This is a genomic window from Serratia sp. CY33525, from assembly GCF_052169115.1.
Classification (GTDB): domain Bacteria; phylum Pseudomonadota; class Gammaproteobacteria; order Enterobacterales; family Enterobacteriaceae; genus Serratia; species Serratia sarumanii.
The window spans coordinates 982,484-998,918 of record NZ_JBJNLK010000001.1 but is presented as its reverse complement, the minus strand read 5'-3'; the positions used below and the strand labels follow the sequence as shown (position 1 = coordinate 998,918).

Genomic DNA, 16,435 nt, shown 5'->3' with positions numbered 1-16,435 from the left:
TCCATCATGCAGCCATCGCCCATGAAGGCGTAGGTGTGGTGGTCAACGATGTCGTGGCCCGGGCGGTTGAACTGCGCCGCCAGGGTGCGTTCGGCGATGGCGAAGCCGACGGCGTTGGCGATGCCCTGGCCCAGCGGGCCGGTGGTGGTCTCAACGCCCGGGGTGTAGCCGTACTCCGGGTGCCCTGGGGTTTTGGAGTGCAGCTGACGGAAGTTTTCCAGCTCGCGCATCGGCAGGTCGTAGCCGGTGAGGTGCAGGAGACTGTAAATCAACATGGAGCCGTGGCCGTTGGAGAGCACGAAACGGTCGCGGTCAGCCCAGTGCGGGTTAGTCGGGTTGTGGTTGAGGTAGTCACGCCACAGGACTTCGGCGATGTCCGCCATGCCCATAGGGGCACCCGGGTGGCCGGAATTGGCTTTTTGTACGGCGTCCATGCTGAGTGCGCGGATGGCGTTGGCAAGCTCTTTACGAGAAGACATAACGAAACTCCAGTGCGGTTACAGTTGAGCGGCCAACATGTCTTCCAGCTTCTGCTGGTCGACGGCGAACAGGCGAATGCCTTCGGCGAGTTTTTCCACCGCCATGGCGTCCTGGTTGTGCAGCCAGCGGAACTCCGCTTCGGCCAGCGGGGCCGGTTGGTGGAAGCCCTCGGTGGACGGGGTCAGCTTGCGCTCGACCGGCCGGTCGCTGTTTTTCAGCTGTTCCAAAAGGTTCGGCGCGATGGTCAGGCGATCGCAGCCGGCCAGCGCCAGGATCTGCTCAACCTTGCGGAAGCTGGCGCCCATGATCACCGTCTGGTAACGATGACGCTTGTAGTATTCATAGATGGTGCGCACCGATTTCACGCCCGGATCCTGCTCGGCATCGTAGTCGGCGGCAGGCTGTTTGGCCTGATACCAGTCATAGATGCGGCCGACGAACGGCGAGATCAGATACACGCCGGCTTCGGCGCAGGCGCGGGCCTGGGCGAAGGAGAACAGCAGCGTCAGGTTGGTGTTGATGCCTTCTTTTTCCAGCTCCTCGGCGGCTTTGATGCCTTCCCAAGTGGAAGCCAGTTTGATCAGGATGCGCGATTTGTCGATGCCCTGTTCTTGATACATGGCGATCAGCTTGCGCGCTTTGGCGACGCACATGCCGCGATCGAACGACAGGCGGGCGTCCACTTCGGTGGAGATGCGGCCCGGCACGCTTTTGAGGATCTCGACGCCGATATTGACCGCCAGCTTATCGCTGGCGTTGATCAGCTGGGTTTCCTTGCTGCCGCCCTGGCGGCGGGCATAGTCCAGCGCTTCGACGATCAGCGCCTTGTACTGCGGCAGCGCGGCGGCTTTCAGGATCAGCGAAGGGTTGGTGGTAGCGTCCTGGGGTTCGAACTGGCGGATGGATTCGATATCGCCGCTGTCGGCGACCACCGTGGTCAGCTGCTTGAGTGCGTCTAATTGATTCATTGATAAGCTCCTTGACCAAGCTCAACGTAGGGAAATGAGAACCTTTTTCATCATAGGGGGAACACACTGCATCATCGGGTCGGGAATGAAAATGCGCTTTTTCTGATTGTTGCGATGGATAATAACAATGAATGCCGAGTAAACCCAGGCGGGGCGCGGTTTACGGCGGGGGAGGCGAGGGGAGCGGTGGCGCGAGAGCCAAAAAAAGAAGGGTTCAGCGCCAGGCTGAACCCTCAAAGATGGCCTCATTTGGCCGATTATTTGCTCAGGTTGACGTCGATCGCCTGATAGAAGGCGTTGGCGGTGTCGGCTACATCCCACACGGCAAGGATCACGTGCGAACCGCTGCGATCTGCCGGTATATTGCACTGGTGGGTAACCTGTGCGGCAGGGATGGCGCCGCCGTCGTTGAACTGGCAGAACGGCGTCAGATCAAAGGAGGCGCGGGTCAGCGGCTGCGAAGCGTCCCAGTTCGGCTTGGTGATGAAATAGCGCCAGCTGGTGGTGCTGTGACGCGCGGTCAGCTTCCAGGTAAAGGAGTTCGGGCCGGTTTTCAGGTTGAGCTTGTTCCAGCGCGTCGGCGTTTGCTGATCCAGTTCGAAGAAGGTGGACTTGTCGGCGCTGGCGATGTGGCCGTCAGCCGGGCCGGCCTGCGGGAAACCTTTCAGGCCTTCGACGCTCTGCGGTTCATACTGCACGCTGCCGCACTGGGTGTTGAGCTGCAGTTTGCACTGATAGGCGCGGCTGGCCGGCGATTCGACATAACCGTGAGCATTCGCCTGTTGCGAAACGCCGAACATGGCTGCGCTCAGCAGGCCCAGAGAGAATAGGGTACGGGAAGTTTTGTTCATAAGTCACTCCTGACTGAAATTATGTTGTAAGTTGAGCGTATTTCACCGACAAAATGAGAGGCTAATAACGTAATTGGAAATAACCCTTCTTGTCGGCTTGTTTTATTTTTATCATTCTGGTCGTGCGGCAGAGCGGAATGTTTTAACGGCTATTAACGAAAATTATTATGATGACGATCTTTGATCGTTAGGCTGAATTTATTTAACTGTCACAATGCAAAAATAGAGCGCTATGATGAATTTTATATCAGGTCGTGATGAATAGTATTTAAGATAGCGCTCTCATTTATGAAGTATATTGCTTGTTGCCTTGAGTATCCTTGTTCGATTTGATCGATTTTTGTGCGCCACCACCTTGGGAATTTAGTGTCATTTTTCTTGTTTTATTTTAAAGAGGAATTTGTATGACTAGATTATCCCTGGACGCGATTAAAATAATCAGCACCATTAAGAGCACCGGCTCTTTCTCTATGGCGGCGGAGGCGCTGCATAAAACGCCTTCGGCAATCTCTTATCGGGTTTCCAATATTGAAAGCAAACTCTGCGTGAAACTTTTTCATCGCAATGGCCCCATGATTACCCTGACGGATGAAGGGGAATTTCTCCTGCAGGAGGGCAGCTGGATATTAAATGCGGTGCAGGATCTGGAAAGCCGGGTAAGAAACATCCCCAAGCTGGACAATAATATCCGCCTGGCGGTGGACACCTTCTTCCCGTTGGAGACCCTGACGCAGGATATCCGCGACTATATTCAGCATTGCCCGAACGCCAATATCTCGGTGCAGCGAGAAGCGCTGAACGGCACCTGGGATGCGCTGAAGAACAACCGGGCGGATCTGATCATCGCCATCGGCCAAATCCCCGACAGCGTACAGGCCAAAACCCTGATGCTTGGCAAGCTCAACTTTGTGCTGTGCGTGTCGCCCTCGCATCCGTTCGCGGCGCAGAAAAAGCCGGTGTGCAAGAAGCAGCGCTTGAACGACATCGTGGTTGCGATCGCCGACAGCAGCCATGAACTGCCCAAACGCAATCACGGCACGTTGCCTTTGCAGCGCCAACTGGTGGTGTGCGACGTGGAAAGCAACCTGGCGCTGCTCAAACGCGGCATCGGCCACGCTTTTCTGCCGCCGTCGCTGATCGAAAAGGAACTGGCCAGCGGCGAACTGGTGACGGTGCCGGTGGAGATGCAAAAGGGCGACGAAATGATTTGGCTGGCGTGGCATCCGGCCAGCAAGGGCGCCGGGTTTAACTGGTGGCATGAGCGGCTGACGCGCAAAAGCGATGTTTACAGCCTGATGGGCCGCGAAGTGGTGCGGGATGGCGGCTATCCTTGGTGCCACAACTGAAGGAATAGAGACGAAGGGACGCGAAAATCAAACGGTTAACTCAATGAAAACCCCGCAGCGCTCGGCTACGGGGTTTTTTTATGGTTTACGCTACGCGGCCCACCTTCAGCCAGGCGCTGTCGGAACCGGGCGCCGAGGTGATGTAACCCCATTTGGTCTGCCAGACGTAACCCTGATAGGACACCAGCGCGCCCTGCGCGTAAGTGGTGCCCGGCACGTAGGCCGGCGCGGTCATGATCGGCAGGTTGCCGGGGCCGACGCCGGTGTAACGCAGGCCGGTGCCCATATCCAGCTGGCTGTCGTCGTAGTCCGCGGCGTTGAAATAGCGATCCAGCGCGGCCAGCAGATCGCCGTTGCGGTTGTCTTGCCCCAGATGCCAGAACATCACGCCGCCCAGCTGCTGCTGCTTGATGTACTTCGCTTTGTATTTGAAGCTTTCGGCATCGTCATAGGTGACGAACAGCCCGTTCTGCGCATGATACAGGTAAGGGGTTTTGGTCTTGTCGTTCCACAACCGCTGATAGCCGTAGTTGCCCTGCAGCATCTGCTCCAGCTGGCGATAGGAGGCGATGCGCGGATCCTTGTCGCGCACGCACTCTTCGCAGCCCACCAGCCAGTAATCGGTGCCCGGATACGGATCTTCGCCCGGCGTGCTGTGGCTGCTGTACTGGCCGCCGTTGCTGCCGCTGACGCCCTTGAAGGCGCGGCCGTAGAAGGGGACGCCCATCACGATCTTGGCGCTTGGCACGCCTTCCATCATCAGGTGTTGCTGCACCGCGGCGTCGACCGTCAGGCTGAACGGGCTGGGGAAGGCGCGGGTCAGCTCTTCCCAGCTCCAGCCCAGATTGGCTTCGCGCAGCGCGTTGTAGAAGGTCGGCCCGGCCGCGTCGCCGAACAGCGCCGCCTGGTGGTTGGTGATCTTCTCCCAGGGGCCGGCCAGATCGTAGGTCATCAGGTTGATGTAATCGAGCGGCGCGACGATCTGCGCCAGCTTGCTGTAATAGCGCGACAGGAAGAAGGCGCCGCCGGCGCCGGCGATAGTCAACTGATACGGCAGCGCCTGGCGGCCGTCGGCGACGGTTTGCTGATTCAGCAGGGTGCGGATCTCTTGCAGCGCGGCGATGAAACCGTCCACTTCTGATGCTTGCGGGTACTCCCAGTCGATATCCACGCCGTCGAAGCCGTAATCCTTCATGATGCGCACGCAGGATTGGGCAAACTTGGTGCGCGAGGCCGGGGTTTTCACCGCGTTGACGTAGTTGGCGTGCGACACGCCCAGATCGTTGGAGTAGTACCAACCGCCGATGGAGAACATGATGCGCAGGCTGGGATTGTGCGCCTTGAGCGCGGTCAGGCGGTTGACCACATCGCGCGCCTTGGCATCGTTGGTGGCCGGATCCCAGGCGCATTCCAGGTTGCTGTTGATATCCAGGAACGAGAAGTTGATGTGCGTCAGCTGTTTGGCTTTGGCCGGCGTGATGTTGGAAACCGGGAACGGCACGACGGACGTATCGGACTCGGTGTAATTATTGATTTGGTTGGTCGGAATAAAATAATACCCAATAACGGCTTTGCGTGTGGACATGGTATTTCTCCAGAGTGGATGTTTTTAAAATGGGACATATTTCCCGCAGCCATTAATGTTTATTTTTCGTGAAAACGAAAGTCGAAATAAATCACGATAACAATGAAATTTTATTCATTGCCGTCAACATTGGCGCTTATGCGTTGTGCCAGCGCTCAGCATGAATGAATTCGACCATAGGGCCTGTATTTATTCATTTGCTTTGTAATAGCATCCTTAACTAGATTCTGATTATCCGATGTCCCACCGGCCGTGATTGGCATTTAATTAAAAATAAAAAAGGAGATGAGCTATGTCCAGCATAGAGCCTGACGCTGTTGGCTTAATAGTCCAGCGAGTATGTGAATATCTTCAGCCGGTATTAAACGCCATTTTGGCCGGCGTCATGGCGCTATTGCACGGCGCTTACCGCAACGTGGGCATTCGGCGCCGTTTATTGAATGCGGCGATGTGCGCGTTATTGGCCTGGACGGTGCGCGATGCGCTGGCGCTGATGGGCCTGGAATTAAAGTGGGCGAATTTGGCCAGCGTACTGATTGGCTTTATGGGGGCAGATTACATCAACGCCTTAATTAAAAAGTTCATCGGCAAAAAGACGGGGTTTAAAAATGTTAAATGACATCGAAGAGATTCGTTTTACCGCCCGCAGCGAAGAGAACCTGCGCGGCGTGCACCCGGATCTGGTGCGCGTTATTCGTCTGGCGCTGCGTTATTCGCTGGTGCCGTTTTCCGTCAGCGAGGGGCTGCGCAGCATGGCGCGCCAACGGGAAATGGTGCGCGCCGGCAGCAGCCAAACGCTGCGCAGCCGCCATCTGACCGGCCACGCGGTGGACGTGGTGGCGATGCCGGCGGGTGTGGTCTCCTGGGAGTGGGATTACTACGCGCAGATTGCGGTGGCGGTGCGGCGCGCGGCGCGTGAATGCGGGGTCAACGTCGAATGGGGCGGCGAGTGGAAAACCCTCAAGGATGGCCCGCACTTCCAGCTGGCGTTCCGGGACTATCCGGCATGAGCGGCTGGTTGCAAAAACTGATGCAGGGCGGGTTGCTGCTGCTGTTGCTGGCGGCCATCTGCCTCGGCGGCTACAGCTCGCTGCTGTCGCACCAGTTGGCGTCCGCGCGCCAACAGGCGGCGGAGCTACAGAAAAGCCTGGCGCAGCAGGCCGGGCTGATCGCCACCCTGCAGACCCAGGATGCGCAAAACCGCGCGCTGATGGCGGCGCAGCAGCGGCAGGAACGGCAGCTGCGCCAACAACACGAGGCTTATCAGAGGAAATACCGTGAAGCGATTAAAAACGATCCCTGCGCCGCTCAGCCTCTGCCTGGCGCTGTGCTTGAGCTCCTGCGCCCGGCCGCCGGCGCCGCAGGCCGTGCCGCTGTTGCCCCCTGAATCGGTGTTCGCGCCCTGTGAGCAACCGCAGCTGCAAGGGGAGACCTGGGGCGATGCGGTAAGCTATACCCTGGCGTTACAAACCTCGTTACACATTTGCGCCGGCCAGGTGGAGACGCTCAACGCCTGGCGCGCCAGGCTGCCGCCACGCTGACGGCGGCGCTTCTTCGACTCGTCTCGCGATCCTTTTTTTACTTTTAAAACGGTCTTTCGGCCAAGGTTATGGCGCGCTTCAAAGTTTGTGATGTTTCTCTCACTATACTTCAAGGCTGCGCCCTGTCATTGTACTTGGGCGCCACGGCCCACGGCAGGGCGCAGCCTCAAAGCCTTACCTCAACATAAAAGCAAAAAACAAAGGAATCCATAATGGACGAACAGCTCAAACAGAGTGCCCTTGATTTCCATCAGTTTCCTGTCCCAGGGAAGATCCAGGTTTCCCCCACCAAACCGTTGGCGACCCAGCGCGATCTGGCGTTGGCCTATTCGCCGGGCGTCGCCGCGCCTTGCCTCGAGATCGCCGAAGATCCGTTGGCAGCCTACAAATACACCGCGCGCGGCAATCTGGTGGCGGTGATTTCCAACGGCACGGCGGTACTGGGTCTGGGCAATATCGGCGCGTTGGCCGGTAAGCCGGTGATGGAAGGCAAGGGCGTTTTGTTCAAGAAGTTTTCCGGTATTGATGTGTTTGATATCGAAGTGGATGAGCATAACCCTGACAAGTTAATCGACATTATCGCCGCGCTGGAACCGACCTTCGGCGGCATCAACCTGGAAGACATCAAGGCGCCGGAGTGTTTCTACATCGAACAGAAACTGCGCGAGCGCATGAAGATCCCGGTGTTCCACGACGACCAGCACGGCACGGCGATCATTACCACTGCGGCGGTGCTCAACGGCCTGCGCGTGGTGAAGAAGAATATCTCCGACGTACGCCTGGTGGTGTCCGGCGCCGGCGCGGCCTCCATCGCCTGCCTGAACCTGCTGGTGGCGCTGGGGCTGCGGCAACAGAACATCACCGTTTGCGACTCCAAGGGCGTCATCTATAAAGGCCGCGACGCCAATATGGAGCAGACCAAAGCCGCCTACGCCATCGAGGACAACGGCCAGCGCACGCTGGGCGATGCCATCCCGAACGCCGACATCTTCCTCGGCTGCTCCGGCCCGGGTGTCTTGACGCAGGATATGGTGAAAACCATGGCGCGCGATCCGCTGATCATGGCGCTGGCCAACCCGGAACCGGAAATTCTGCCGCCGCTGGCCAAAGCGGTGCGCCCGGACGCCATCATCTGTACCGGCCGTTCCGATTACCCGAACCAGGTGAACAACGTCCTGTGCTTCCCGTTCATCTTCCGCGGCGCGCTGGACGTGGGCGCGACCACCATCAACGAAGAGATGAAGCTGGCCTGCGTGCACGCCATCGCCGATCTGGCGCTGGCGGAGCAGAGCGACGTGGTGGCTTCCGCCTATGACGATCAGGATCTCTCCTTCGGGCCGGAATACATCATCCCGAAACCGTTCGATCCGCGCCTGATCGTCAAGATCGCGCCGGCGGTAGCCAAGGCGGCGATGGACTCCGGCGTGGCGACGCGCCCGATCGAAGACTTCGACGCTTACGTCGAGAAGCTGGCGGAGTTCGTCTACAAAACCAACCTGTTCATGAAGCCGATCTTCTCGCAGGCGCGCAAAGAGGTGAAGCGGGTGGTGCTGGCGGAAGGCGAGGAAGAGCGCGTGCTGCACGCCACGCAGGAACTGGTGTCACAGGGGCTGGCCTTCCCGATCCTGGTCGGCCGCCCGAGCGTGATCGAGATGCGTCTGAAAAAGCTGGGTCTGCAGCTGACGCCGGGCAAGGATTTCGAAGTGGTAAACAACGAGTCGGATCCGCGCTTTAACGAATACTGGGGCGAGTACTACCAGATCATGAAACGCCGCGGCGTCTCGCAAGAGCAGGCGCGCCGCGCGGTGATCGGTAACCCGACGCTGATCGCCGCCATCATGCTGCACCGCGGCGAAGCGGACGCGATGATCTGCGGCACCATCGGCAGCTACCACGAGCATTACGACGTGGTGAAGAACGTGTTCGGCTTCCGTGAAGGCGCGCACGTCGCCGGCGCGATGAACGCGCTGCTGCTGCCGAGCGGCAACACCTTTATCGCCGACACCTACGTCAACGACGATCCGACCCCGGAACAGCTGGCGGAGATCACCCTGATGGCGGCGGAAACCGTGCGCCGCTTCGGTATCGAGCCGAAGGTGGCGCTGCTGTCTCACTCCAGCTTCGGCTCTTCCGACTGCCCGGCGGCGCGCAAGATGCGCAAAACGCTGGAGCTGGTGAACGAGCTGGCGCCGGAGCTGGAGATCGACGGCGAAATGCACGGTGACGCCGCGCTGGTGGAAAGCATCCGTCACGATCTGATGCCGGACAGCCCGCTGAAAGGCTCGGCCAACCTGCTGATCATGCCGAACATGGAAGCGGCGCGCATCAGCTACAACCTGCTGCGCGTCTCCTGCTCGGAAGGGGTGACCGTCGGGCCGGTGCTGATGGGGGTCGCCAAGCCGGTACACATCCTGACGCCGATCGCCTCGGTGCGCCGCATCGTCAACATGGTGGCGCTGGCGGTGGTGGAAGCCCAAACCCAGCCGCTGTAAGCCCGGGTTGAGTGACTGGCCCCCTGCGCCGCTGGCGTCGGGGGCTTTTTTATTTTCAGCGAACGTGGTACAAATAATCGTCAAACATGTACATGTACAGGTAAAGAAAATGACTACGATTAGCTACACGGCGGCGAGAAACAATTTGGCCGAGGTGCTTTTGGAAGCGCAAAAACAGCCGGTGGAAGTGACGCGCCGCGGACACGATGAGGTTTACATCATCAGTAAGGCCGACTATGAGGTTTTGGTCAAAGCCAAGGTGAAAGCGCGTATTCAGGCTAAACACGCGGATACGATTAAGGCGCTGGCGAATAGATGATCTTTTTGACCGCAGAGGATATTGCGGAATTCAATGCTGAAATTGTGCCTCACGGCCGCCAGGATGGCAGCAAAGTTGAGGCTGTAGCCAACCGCGTGCTCAATGCTTACCACTACGAGAACGTCACTGACGTTTACCGTTTGGCCGCGCTCTATCTCATCGCCATCAGTCACGGTCACATTTTTCTTGATGGCAACAAACGCACGGCCTTCCAAAGCATGGCGCTATTTCTCGGTATTAATGGCGTTGCACTGCGGGAAGACGCAGAACTGGTCGAAATTACGGTTGAAGCAGCTCAAGGCCGCCTCAACGTTGAACAAGCCGCTGAATACTTACGCCTGCTAACCGAATAACCCCCCTTTCTCATTTCTTGCAGCGCGCAGCGATGGCGCGGATATCCTGCGGCGTAGTGCGGCAACAGCCGCCGATCAATTGTGCGCCGAGCGTGCGCCACTCCGTCGCCTGATCGGCCAGGCTGCCGTGCTCGCCGTCGCAGGCGTGCCAGGTTTTGCTTACCGCATCGTAGTGCTCGCCGGAGTTCGGGTAAACCAGCAGCGGCTTGTCGGCCAGCGCGTTCAGCTGACGCAGCGCCGGGGCGACCTTGTCCAGCGCGATGCAGTTGATGCCGATGGCCAACACCTGCGGGTTGCCGCGCAGCGCGGGCAGGACCTCCGTCAGCGGCGTACCGTCGCTGAGATGTTGACTGTCGCGCAGGGTCAAGGCGAACCAGGCGCCGAGCGTCGGGAATTCCTGCAGTAGCGTCAGCAGCGCCTGCAGTTCGGCGAACGACGGCAGCGTTTCGCAGGCCAGCAGATCGACGCCGGCGGCGGCCAGGGCGGCGATGCGCGGGCGGTGGAAGGCCATCATGTCATCCTGCGCCAGCCGGTAATCGCCGCGGTATTCCGAGCCGTCGGCCAGATAGGCGCCGTACGGGCCTACCGAACCGGCGATCAGCAGCGGCGCCGCCTGCGGGTGTTCGGCCAGATAATCGCGGCGCGCCCGCTGCGCCAGTTGCACGCTTTTGGCGATCAACGCCAGCGATTGCTCCTGATCCAGGCCGCGGCGCAAGAAGCCCTGCGGCGTGGCCTGATAGCTGGCGGTGATGGCGCATTGTGCGCCGGCGTTGAAATAATCGAGATGCACCTGATAGATAAGCTCGGGATTTTCAATCAGCACCTTGGCCGACCACAGCGGATCGGTCAGATCGCAGCCGCGCGCTTCCAGCTCGGTGGCCAGCGCGCCGTCCAGGATCAGCGTGGGATGTTCGGCCAGCAGGCGGGCGACGGGGTTGTTAACCGACATGTTGTTCTCCCAAAGCGGTTTTTTGCCCGGCGCGCCGGGTCAGGAAATAGGTGAGGTAGCACAGGGCGACGAACGGCAGCCCACAGTAGAGCGCAATGCGCTGCTCCGGATCGAACGCCAGCCCGATGCAGGCCAGCAGGCACAGCGCAAAGCCGAGGATCGGCGTCAATGGGTAGCCGGGCGCGCGGTATTTCAGGCCGCTTATCGGCTGGCCGCTGCGCAGGTAGGCGCGGCGGAAAGCATAGTGAGCCGCGCAGATGCTCAGCCACACCGCCACCACCGCAAAACCGGAGATCGCCGACAGGGCGACAAACACCGTGTCCGGCGCGATCACGCTGGTCAGCAGCGCCAGCACGCCGCCGAGCATGCTGAAGGTCAGGGCGTTGATCGGAATGCCGCGCGCATTGACGCGCGCAAAGTAGGCCGGCAGGGTGCGCTGGTGGGCCAGCGACCACAGCATGCGCCCCGAGGCGTACAGGCCAGAGTTGGCCGCCGACAGGATGGCGGTCAGGATCACGAAGTTGAAGATATCGGCGGCGTAAGGCACGCCGATGCGTTCAAACACCAGCACGAACGGGCTTTTGACGATCCCCGCCTGATCCATCGGGATCAACGCCGCCAGCACGAAGACCGTGCCGATAAAGAACAGCATCAGGCGGATCACCGTAGTGCGGATCGCCAGCGGCACGACTTTTTCCGGGTTCTCGGTTTCGCCGGCGGCGATGCCGATCAGTTCCGTGCCGGAGAAGGCGAAGTTCACCGCCACCATGGTCATCAGGATCGGCAGCGTGCCGTGCGGCAGCCAGCCGGAAGCGGTCAGGTTATGCAGGAACGGCGCCGGGGTACCGTCTTTCATCGGCAGCAGGCCGAACATGGCGGCGCCGCCCAGAATGATAAACGCCAGAATGGTCACCACTTTGATCAGCGAAAACCAGAATTCGCTTTCGGCGAAAAAGCGGGTGGTCACCACGTTAAGCAGGAAAATGGCCACGCAGAAGATCAAACACCACAGCCACACCGGCGACTGCGGGAACCAGTACTGCATGCAGAATCCGGCGGCGGTCAGGCTGGAGCCGAGCGCCACCGTCCAGGTGAGCCAATACAGCCAGGCGACGGTATAGCCGGTGGCCGGCCCCAGATAGCGCGAAGCATAGACGTGAAAAGCGCCGGTTTCCGGCATCGCCACCGACAGCTCGCCCAGGCACAGCATCACCAGATACACCACCAGCGCGCCGATCAGGTAGGCCAGCAGCGTGCCGAGCGCCCCGGTGGTGGAGATGATGTAGCCGGTGTTGAAAAACAGCCCGGTGCCGATCACGCCGCCCAGCGACAGCATCACCAGGTGCCGGGCCTTCATGCTGCGTTTGAACTGTCCTGCGGCGGGTGCCGATGGTTGCATAATAATCTATCCGTATAGACGTCTAAATATCTGAATGGCTATTGGTTATACCCGCAATGCTTTTTCAACGCAATGCACAGCCGGCGATCGCCGCGTAAAAAAATCGTTAAGCCGGATCTATATGCAAATGATAATTATTATCTATAATGTCGCCATTTTCGATAATGGGGCAACATGATGAGATACCTGATTTTATTGGCGGCGTTGGCGCTCGGCGCCTGCAGCCAGGCGCCGGTGAAGGCGCCGGCCAACGACGTCGCGAGTTTGGGGAGCATCACCGATCTGCACAGCGGCGCGACCCTGACGCCGGAGCAGCTGTTGACGCGACTGGCGCAGCAGCCGCGGGTGATCCTGGGTGAGAAACATGACAATCCTTACCACCATCAGATTAAGCAATGGCTGGTGCAGCAACTGCCGCAGCGGCGGCCGCAGGGCAGCGTGCTGATGGAGATGATCAATCCGAACCAACAGGCGCAGATCGACAAGGTCAAGCAGTGGTTGCAGAGCGATCCGACGGTGCGCGACGGCCGCGTAGCGGAGCTGATCGCCTGGCAGCCGGGCTGGAAGTGGGCGCTGTATGGCGGGGTGACGATGGCGGCGATGCGCGCGCCTTACCCGCTGTGGTCGGCCAACCTGGATCGCAGCGAGATTACTGCGTTCTATCAGCAGCCGCAATTCCCGGCGGGGCAGCTATCGGCGCAGCCGGCGGTGCGCAAGGCGCTGGAAGAGACCATCCGCACTTCGCACGGCGGCAAGATTGAGGCCGACCAGTTGCGTGCGATGCTGGCGATCCAGCAGCAGCGCGACCGGCGCATGGCTGAGCGCCTGCTGGCGGCGCCCACGCCCGCGCTGTTGATCGCCGGTGGCTATCACGCCGCCAAATCGGTGGGGGTGCCGCTGCACGTGCGGGATCTGCAACCGGCGGCGGCGCTGACGGTGCTGATGCTGGCGGAGCCGGGCGTACAGGTCGATGCGAACACCGCAGACTACCTGTGGATCACACCATCAGTGAAATGAATACGTTAAGAGAGTGAAAAGGGGTATTAATTATAGTTGCAAATGATTATCATTAGTAAATGTGATCTGCAATCATTCGCAATTAAGCAAGCTAATGCCCCTATGTTAAGTCAGTCTTACTCCCTCCCGGCCTTTGAACTGCCGCAGCCGCGCTGGGCGCGCGGCCTGCTGCTCGCTCTGGCGGCGCACGCGGCGTTGGTGCTGTTGTTTTACTGGCCGCAGACGGCGCTGGAGCCGGTGGTGTTGCCACCGCCGGCGGTGATGATGAGCTGGGCGGCGCAGATTGAAGCGCCGGAAAGCAAGCCGCTGCCGCTGGGCGTGCAGCAGGCGGAATCCGCTGCGGCGCAGCCGGCGGAGCAGCAGCAACAGCCGGATCTGCCCAAGCTGGCGCGCGCCGAGAAAGCGAAAATCGTGACGGCGCAGAAGAAGCGCGCCGAACGCCGCCCCCCGCAAAAAACGCAGCCGCAGCCTAAGCCGCAGGAACAGGCCAAAGAGACGCGCAACGCCGCCGCGTCCAGCGCCGCCGCGCCGCAGGCGCAGACGCTCTCTCACCAGACCGCCGCACCGATCAACAGCGACGCCAACAGCAACGCGCAGGCCAAACTGTCGTGGGAGAGCCTGGTGAAAGGCAAACTGAACCGCATCAAGGATTACCCTTTGGATGCCCGCAGCCGCCGGCGCAGCGGCATGCCGCAGGTCAGTTTCAGCGTCGACGCGCAGGGGCGGGTCTCGAACGTTACGCTGCTGGTGCGCTCCGGCACTGCGTCGCTGGATCGGGAAGCGGTAGCGGTGGTGTCGCGCGCTCAGCCGTTGCCGCCTCCGCCGCCGGAGATGCTGCAGCAGGGGGCCGTCAGGGTGACGATGCCGATCGATTTCAATCTGGCGGAGCTGAATGCCCGCCGTTAATGCCCGCAGGCGCCGTATCGCCGTCGTGCGCCTTTTCAAACTTCGTGAGGGATTATGAATCCGCTGTTATCCACCCCGCGCCGTCGCATCGCGGCCGCGCTCTGGCTTTCTTTAGGCGTCGCCGGCGCCGCGCTGGCGCAACCGCAGCCGCCGTTGGCGGAACGCGCGCCGAAAGCGCTGACCGCCCACGGCGAGACGCGCACCGACGATTACTACTGGCTGCGCGACGACAGCCGAAAAGAGCAGAAGGTGCTGGACTATCTGAAGGCGGAGAACCGCTACACCGAGCAGATGATGGCGCCGTACCAGAAGCTGCGCGCCACGCTGTATCAGGAGATGCTGGGCCGCATGAACCCTGACGATCGTTCGGTGCCGTATCAGCTCAACGGCTATCGCTATCAGGAAAGCTACGCCGCCGGTAAAGATTTCGCGCGGTATCAGCGCCAGGCGCTGACCGCCGACGCGCCGTGGCAAACCTTGCTGGACGCCAATCAGCGCGCGGCCGGCCACGCCTACTATCGCCTGGGGGCGATGGACGTCAGCCAGGACAACCGCCGGCTGGCGGTGGCCGAAGATCTGCAGGGCCGCCGCCAATACCGCATCTCCCTGCGCGAGATAGGCAGCGAACGCTGGTCGCCGGAAACGCTGGAAAACACCTCCGGCAACATGGTGTGGGCCAACGACAACCAAACCCTGTTCTACGTGCGCAACCACCCGCAAACGCTGTTGCCATACCAGGTCTATCGCCATCAGTACGGTACGCCGACGGCGGAAGATAAGCTGGTGTACCAGGAAAACGATCCGGCGTTCTACCTCAGCCTCGGCCGCTCGTCCTCGCGCGATTACCTGATTCTGACCATCAGCGGCAACACCACCTCCGAAGTGCGCCTGATCGACGCCAATCAGCCGCAGCGCGAGCCGCAGCTGTTCGCCGCCCGGCAGAACGGCCGCGAGTATTATCTCGATCACTACCGCGGCGAGTTCTATCTGCGTTCCAACCATCAGGATCCGAACTTCGGCCTGTACCGCACGGCGGCGGCGGGCAAACCCTGGCAGACGCTGATCGCACCGCAGGCGCAGCACGAGGTGGAGAACTTCAGCCTGTTCCGCGACTGGCTGGTGGTGCAGGAGCGCGCCAACGGGCTGGTGCAGCTGCGGCAAATCAGCTGGGACGGCAAAACCGAGCGCGCCATCCCGTTCGACGACGCCAGCTACATGGCCTGGCTGGGCTATAACCCCGAGCCGGACAGCGATCGGTTGCGCTACGGCTATTCGGCGATGACCACGCCGACCCGCACCTATGAGTGGGATCTGAACAAGGGCGAGCGCACCCTGCTGAAGCAGCAGGAGGTGAAAGGCGTCGATCCCAGCCTGTATCACAGCGAGCGCATCTGGGTAACGGCGCGTGACGGCGTGAAGGTGCCGGTCTCGCTGGTGTACCGCACATCGCTGTTCAAAAACGGGCATAACCCGCTGCTGGTGTACGGCTACGGTGCTTACGGCATGAGCATGGATCCGGCGTTCAGCGCCAACCGCATCAGCCTGCTGGATCGCGGCTTCGTCTATGCGCTGATCCACGTGCGCGGCGGCGGGGAGCTGGGGCAGAGCTGGTACAAACAGGGCAAGCTAACGCACAAACCGAACAGCTTCAACGACTTCATCGACGCCACCCAGGCGCTGATCAAAGACGGCTACGGCCAACCGGGGCGCATCTACGCCATGGGCGGCAGCGCCGGCGGCTTGCTGATGGGAGCGGTGATCAATCAGGCGCCGCAGCTGTACAACGCGGTGGTGGCGCAGGTGCCATTCGTCGACGTGGTGACCACCATGCTGGACGACAGCATTCCACTCACCACCGGGGAGTACGAGGAGTGGGGCAACCCGCACCAGCCGGCCGCCTATGCGCTGATGAAGTCCTACAGCCCGTACGACAACGTGCGCAAGCAGCGTTACCCGAACCTGCTGGTTACCAGCGGCTTGTACGACTCGCAGGTGCAGTATTGGGAGCCGGCCAAATGGGTGGCGAAGCTGCGGCGCTTCAAGCAGGGCGATTCGCTGCTGCTGCTCTCCACCGACATGACCGCCGGCCACGGCGGCAAATCGGGCCGCCTGGCGCGGCTGGAAAACGGCGCGCTGGAGTACGCCTTTATTCTGGCGGCGGATCGGCAGGCGCAGAAATAACCTTCAGCGCCGCGGCACGCTGCGGCGCAATAAAACAATAACAATCTT

The 16,435-nt window shown here is 60.5% G+C and carries 16 protein-coding genes and 1 pseudogene; 11 read left to right on the top strand and 6 right to left on the bottom strand.

Going from position 1 to position 16,435, the window contains the following annotated elements; translation table 11 throughout:
• The 3 genes and pseudogenes from ACJ8IM_RS04825 to ACJ8IM_RS04815 all read right to left on the bottom strand — a co-directional run.
• A pseudogene (locus tag ACJ8IM_RS04825) lies at positions 1-479 on the bottom strand (transketolase); the annotation flags it as partial.
• Positions 480-497: 18 nt separating this feature from the next.
• Entirely contained in the window at positions 498-1,448 is a 951-nt protein-coding gene (gene tal / locus ACJ8IM_RS04820) for a transaldolase (RefSeq protein ID WP_033655004.1), read from the bottom strand.
• A 257-nt stretch (positions 1,449-1,705) separates the two neighbouring features.
• Positions 1,706-2,299, bottom strand: coding sequence for a lytic polysaccharide monooxygenase (locus ACJ8IM_RS04815; RefSeq protein WP_033655003.1), 594 nt, complete (start codon positions 2,297-2,299; stop codon positions 1,706-1,708).
• Positions 2,300-2,703: 404 nt separating this feature from the next.
• Here ACJ8IM_RS04815 and ACJ8IM_RS04810 point away from each other — a divergent pair, with 404 nt between their 5' ends.
• Complete coding sequence (locus tag ACJ8IM_RS04810; RefSeq protein WP_033635481.1) at positions 2,704-3,645, top strand: LysR family transcriptional regulator; 942 nt, start codon at positions 2,704-2,706, stop codon at positions 3,643-3,645.
• Between the two features lie 85 nt (positions 3,646-3,730).
• On the opposite strand, the gene ACJ8IM_RS04805 is transcribed toward ACJ8IM_RS04810, so the two are convergent.
• A complete protein-coding gene (locus ACJ8IM_RS04805; RefSeq protein WP_033655002.1) occupies positions 3,731-5,230 on the bottom strand; it encodes a glycosyl hydrolase family 18 protein in 1,500 nt (499 codons plus the stop codon).
• Between the two features lie 292 nt (positions 5,231-5,522).
• Between ACJ8IM_RS04805 and ACJ8IM_RS04800 the strand changes: the two genes are divergently transcribed.
• The 7 genes from ACJ8IM_RS04800 (at position 5,523) to ACJ8IM_RS04770 (ending at position 9,935) form a co-directional block, all read left to right on the top strand.
• A complete protein-coding gene (locus ACJ8IM_RS04800) occupies positions 5,523-5,849 on the top strand; it encodes a phage holin, lambda family (RefSeq protein ID WP_004936551.1) in 327 nt (108 codons plus the stop codon).
• Positions 5,839-6,240 carry a M15 family metallopeptidase gene (locus ACJ8IM_RS04795; RefSeq protein ID WP_033635478.1) on the top strand — a complete coding sequence of 134 codons (402 nt, stop codon included), beginning with the start codon at positions 5,839-5,841 and terminating at the stop codon, positions 6,238-6,240. Before ACJ8IM_RS04800 ends, ACJ8IM_RS04795 begins: the two co-directional genes overlap by 11 nt.
• Positions 6,237-6,617, top strand: a complete 381-nt coding sequence (locus tag ACJ8IM_RS04790; RefSeq protein WP_033635477.1) for a DUF2570 family protein — start codon at positions 6,237-6,239, stop codon at positions 6,615-6,617. Before ACJ8IM_RS04795 ends, ACJ8IM_RS04790 begins: the two co-directional genes overlap by 4 nt.
• Positions 6,598-6,771, top strand: coding sequence for an Rz1-like lysis system protein LysC (lysC, locus tag ACJ8IM_RS04785; RefSeq protein ID WP_033655001.1), 174 nt, complete (start codon positions 6,598-6,600; stop codon positions 6,769-6,771). Before ACJ8IM_RS04790 ends, lysC begins: the two co-directional genes overlap by 20 nt.
• Positions 6,772-6,983: 212 nt before the next feature.
• On the top strand, positions 6,984-9,263 hold the full coding sequence (maeB, locus tag ACJ8IM_RS04780) for an NADP-dependent oxaloacetate-decarboxylating malate dehydrogenase (protein ID WP_033635475.1): 2,280 nt from the start codon (positions 6,984-6,986) through the stop codon (positions 9,261-9,263).
• Positions 9,264-9,372: 109 nt separating this feature from the next.
• Complete coding sequence (locus ACJ8IM_RS04775; protein WP_004936539.1) at positions 9,373-9,582, top strand: type II toxin-antitoxin system Phd/YefM family antitoxin; 210 nt, start codon at positions 9,373-9,375, stop codon at positions 9,580-9,582.
• Complete coding sequence (locus ACJ8IM_RS04770; protein WP_033655000.1) at positions 9,579-9,935, top strand: type II toxin-antitoxin system death-on-curing family toxin; 357 nt, start codon at positions 9,579-9,581, stop codon at positions 9,933-9,935. The genes ACJ8IM_RS04775 and ACJ8IM_RS04770 overlap by 4 nt, the downstream gene beginning before the upstream one ends.
• A gap of 10 nt (positions 9,936-9,945) precedes the next feature.
• Here ACJ8IM_RS04770 and mmuM read toward each other — a convergent pair whose 3' ends face one another.
• Both mmuM and mmuP read right to left on the bottom strand, forming a co-directional pair.
• Positions 9,946-10,884, bottom strand: coding sequence for a homocysteine S-methyltransferase (mmuM, locus tag ACJ8IM_RS04765; protein WP_101455545.1), 939 nt, complete (start codon positions 10,882-10,884; stop codon positions 9,946-9,948).
• A complete protein-coding gene (gene mmuP / locus ACJ8IM_RS04760; RefSeq protein WP_033635472.1) occupies positions 10,874-12,283 on the bottom strand; it encodes an S-methylmethionine permease in 1,410 nt (469 codons plus the stop codon). The genes mmuM and mmuP overlap by 11 nt, the downstream gene beginning before the upstream one ends.
• Before the next feature lie 177 nt (positions 12,284-12,460).
• Between mmuP and ACJ8IM_RS04755 the strand changes: the two genes are divergently transcribed.
• The 3 genes from ACJ8IM_RS04755 to ACJ8IM_RS04745 all read left to right on the top strand — a co-directional run bounded on the left by ACJ8IM_RS04755 (position 12,461) and on the right by ACJ8IM_RS04745 (position 16,387).
• Positions 12,461-13,300, top strand: a complete 840-nt coding sequence (locus tag ACJ8IM_RS04755) for a ChaN family lipoprotein (RefSeq protein WP_101455544.1) — start codon at positions 12,461-12,463, stop codon at positions 13,298-13,300.
• 102 nt (positions 13,301-13,402) lie between these two features.
• Positions 13,403-14,206, top strand: a complete 804-nt coding sequence (locus tag ACJ8IM_RS04750; RefSeq protein WP_033649853.1) for a TonB family protein — start codon at positions 13,403-13,405, stop codon at positions 14,204-14,206.
• Between the two features lie 54 nt (positions 14,207-14,260).
• A complete protein-coding gene (locus tag ACJ8IM_RS04745; RefSeq protein WP_080289929.1) occupies positions 14,261-16,387 on the top strand; it encodes a S9 family peptidase in 2,127 nt (708 codons plus the stop codon).
• Positions 16,388-16,435 lie beyond the last annotated feature (48 nt).

What these genes read in the sequence shown, in the direction of transcription:
- tal (WP_033655004.1), bottom strand. Translation starts at nt 1,448, where the DNA reads ATGAATCAATTAGACGCACTCAAGCAGCTGACCACGGTGGTCGCCGAC.
- ACJ8IM_RS04815 (WP_033655003.1), bottom strand. Translation starts at nt 2,299, where the DNA reads ATGAACAAAACTTCCCGTACCCTATTCTCTCTGGGCCTGCTGAGCGCA.
- ACJ8IM_RS04810 (WP_033635481.1), top strand. Translation starts at nt 2,704, where the DNA reads ATGACTAGATTATCCCTGGACGCGATTAAAATAATCAGCACCATTAAG.
- ACJ8IM_RS04805 (WP_033655002.1), bottom strand. Translation starts at nt 5,230, where the DNA reads ATGTCCACACGCAAAGCCGTTATTGGGTATTATTTTATTCCGACCAAC.
- ACJ8IM_RS04800 (WP_004936551.1), top strand. Translation starts at nt 5,523, where the DNA reads ATGTCCAGCATAGAGCCTGACGCTGTTGGCTTAATAGTCCAGCGAGTA.
- ACJ8IM_RS04795 (WP_033635478.1), top strand. Translation starts at nt 5,839, where the DNA reads ATGTTAAATGACATCGAAGAGATTCGTTTTACCGCCCGCAGCGAAGAG.
- ACJ8IM_RS04790 (WP_033635477.1), top strand. Translation starts at nt 6,237, where the DNA reads ATGAGCGGCTGGTTGCAAAAACTGATGCAGGGCGGGTTGCTGCTGCTG.
- maeB (WP_033635475.1), top strand. Translation starts at nt 6,984, where the DNA reads ATGGACGAACAGCTCAAACAGAGTGCCCTTGATTTCCATCAGTTTCCT.
- ACJ8IM_RS04775 (WP_004936539.1), top strand. Translation starts at nt 9,373, where the DNA reads ATGACTACGATTAGCTACACGGCGGCGAGAAACAATTTGGCCGAGGTG.
- ACJ8IM_RS04770 (WP_033655000.1), top strand. Translation starts at nt 9,579, where the DNA reads ATGATCTTTTTGACCGCAGAGGATATTGCGGAATTCAATGCTGAAATT.
- mmuM (WP_101455545.1), bottom strand. Translation starts at nt 10,884, where the DNA reads ATGTCGGTTAACAACCCCGTCGCCCGCCTGCTGGCCGAACATCCCACG.
- mmuP (WP_033635472.1), bottom strand. Translation starts at nt 12,283, where the DNA reads ATGCAACCATCGGCACCCGCCGCAGGACAGTTCAAACGCAGCATGAAG.
- ACJ8IM_RS04755 (WP_101455544.1), top strand. Translation starts at nt 12,461, where the DNA reads ATGAGATACCTGATTTTATTGGCGGCGTTGGCGCTCGGCGCCTGCAGC.
- ACJ8IM_RS04750 (WP_033649853.1), top strand. Translation starts at nt 13,403, where the DNA reads ATGTTAAGTCAGTCTTACTCCCTCCCGGCCTTTGAACTGCCGCAGCCG.
- ACJ8IM_RS04745 (WP_080289929.1), top strand. Translation starts at nt 14,261, where the DNA reads ATGAATCCGCTGTTATCCACCCCGCGCCGTCGCATCGCGGCCGCGCTC.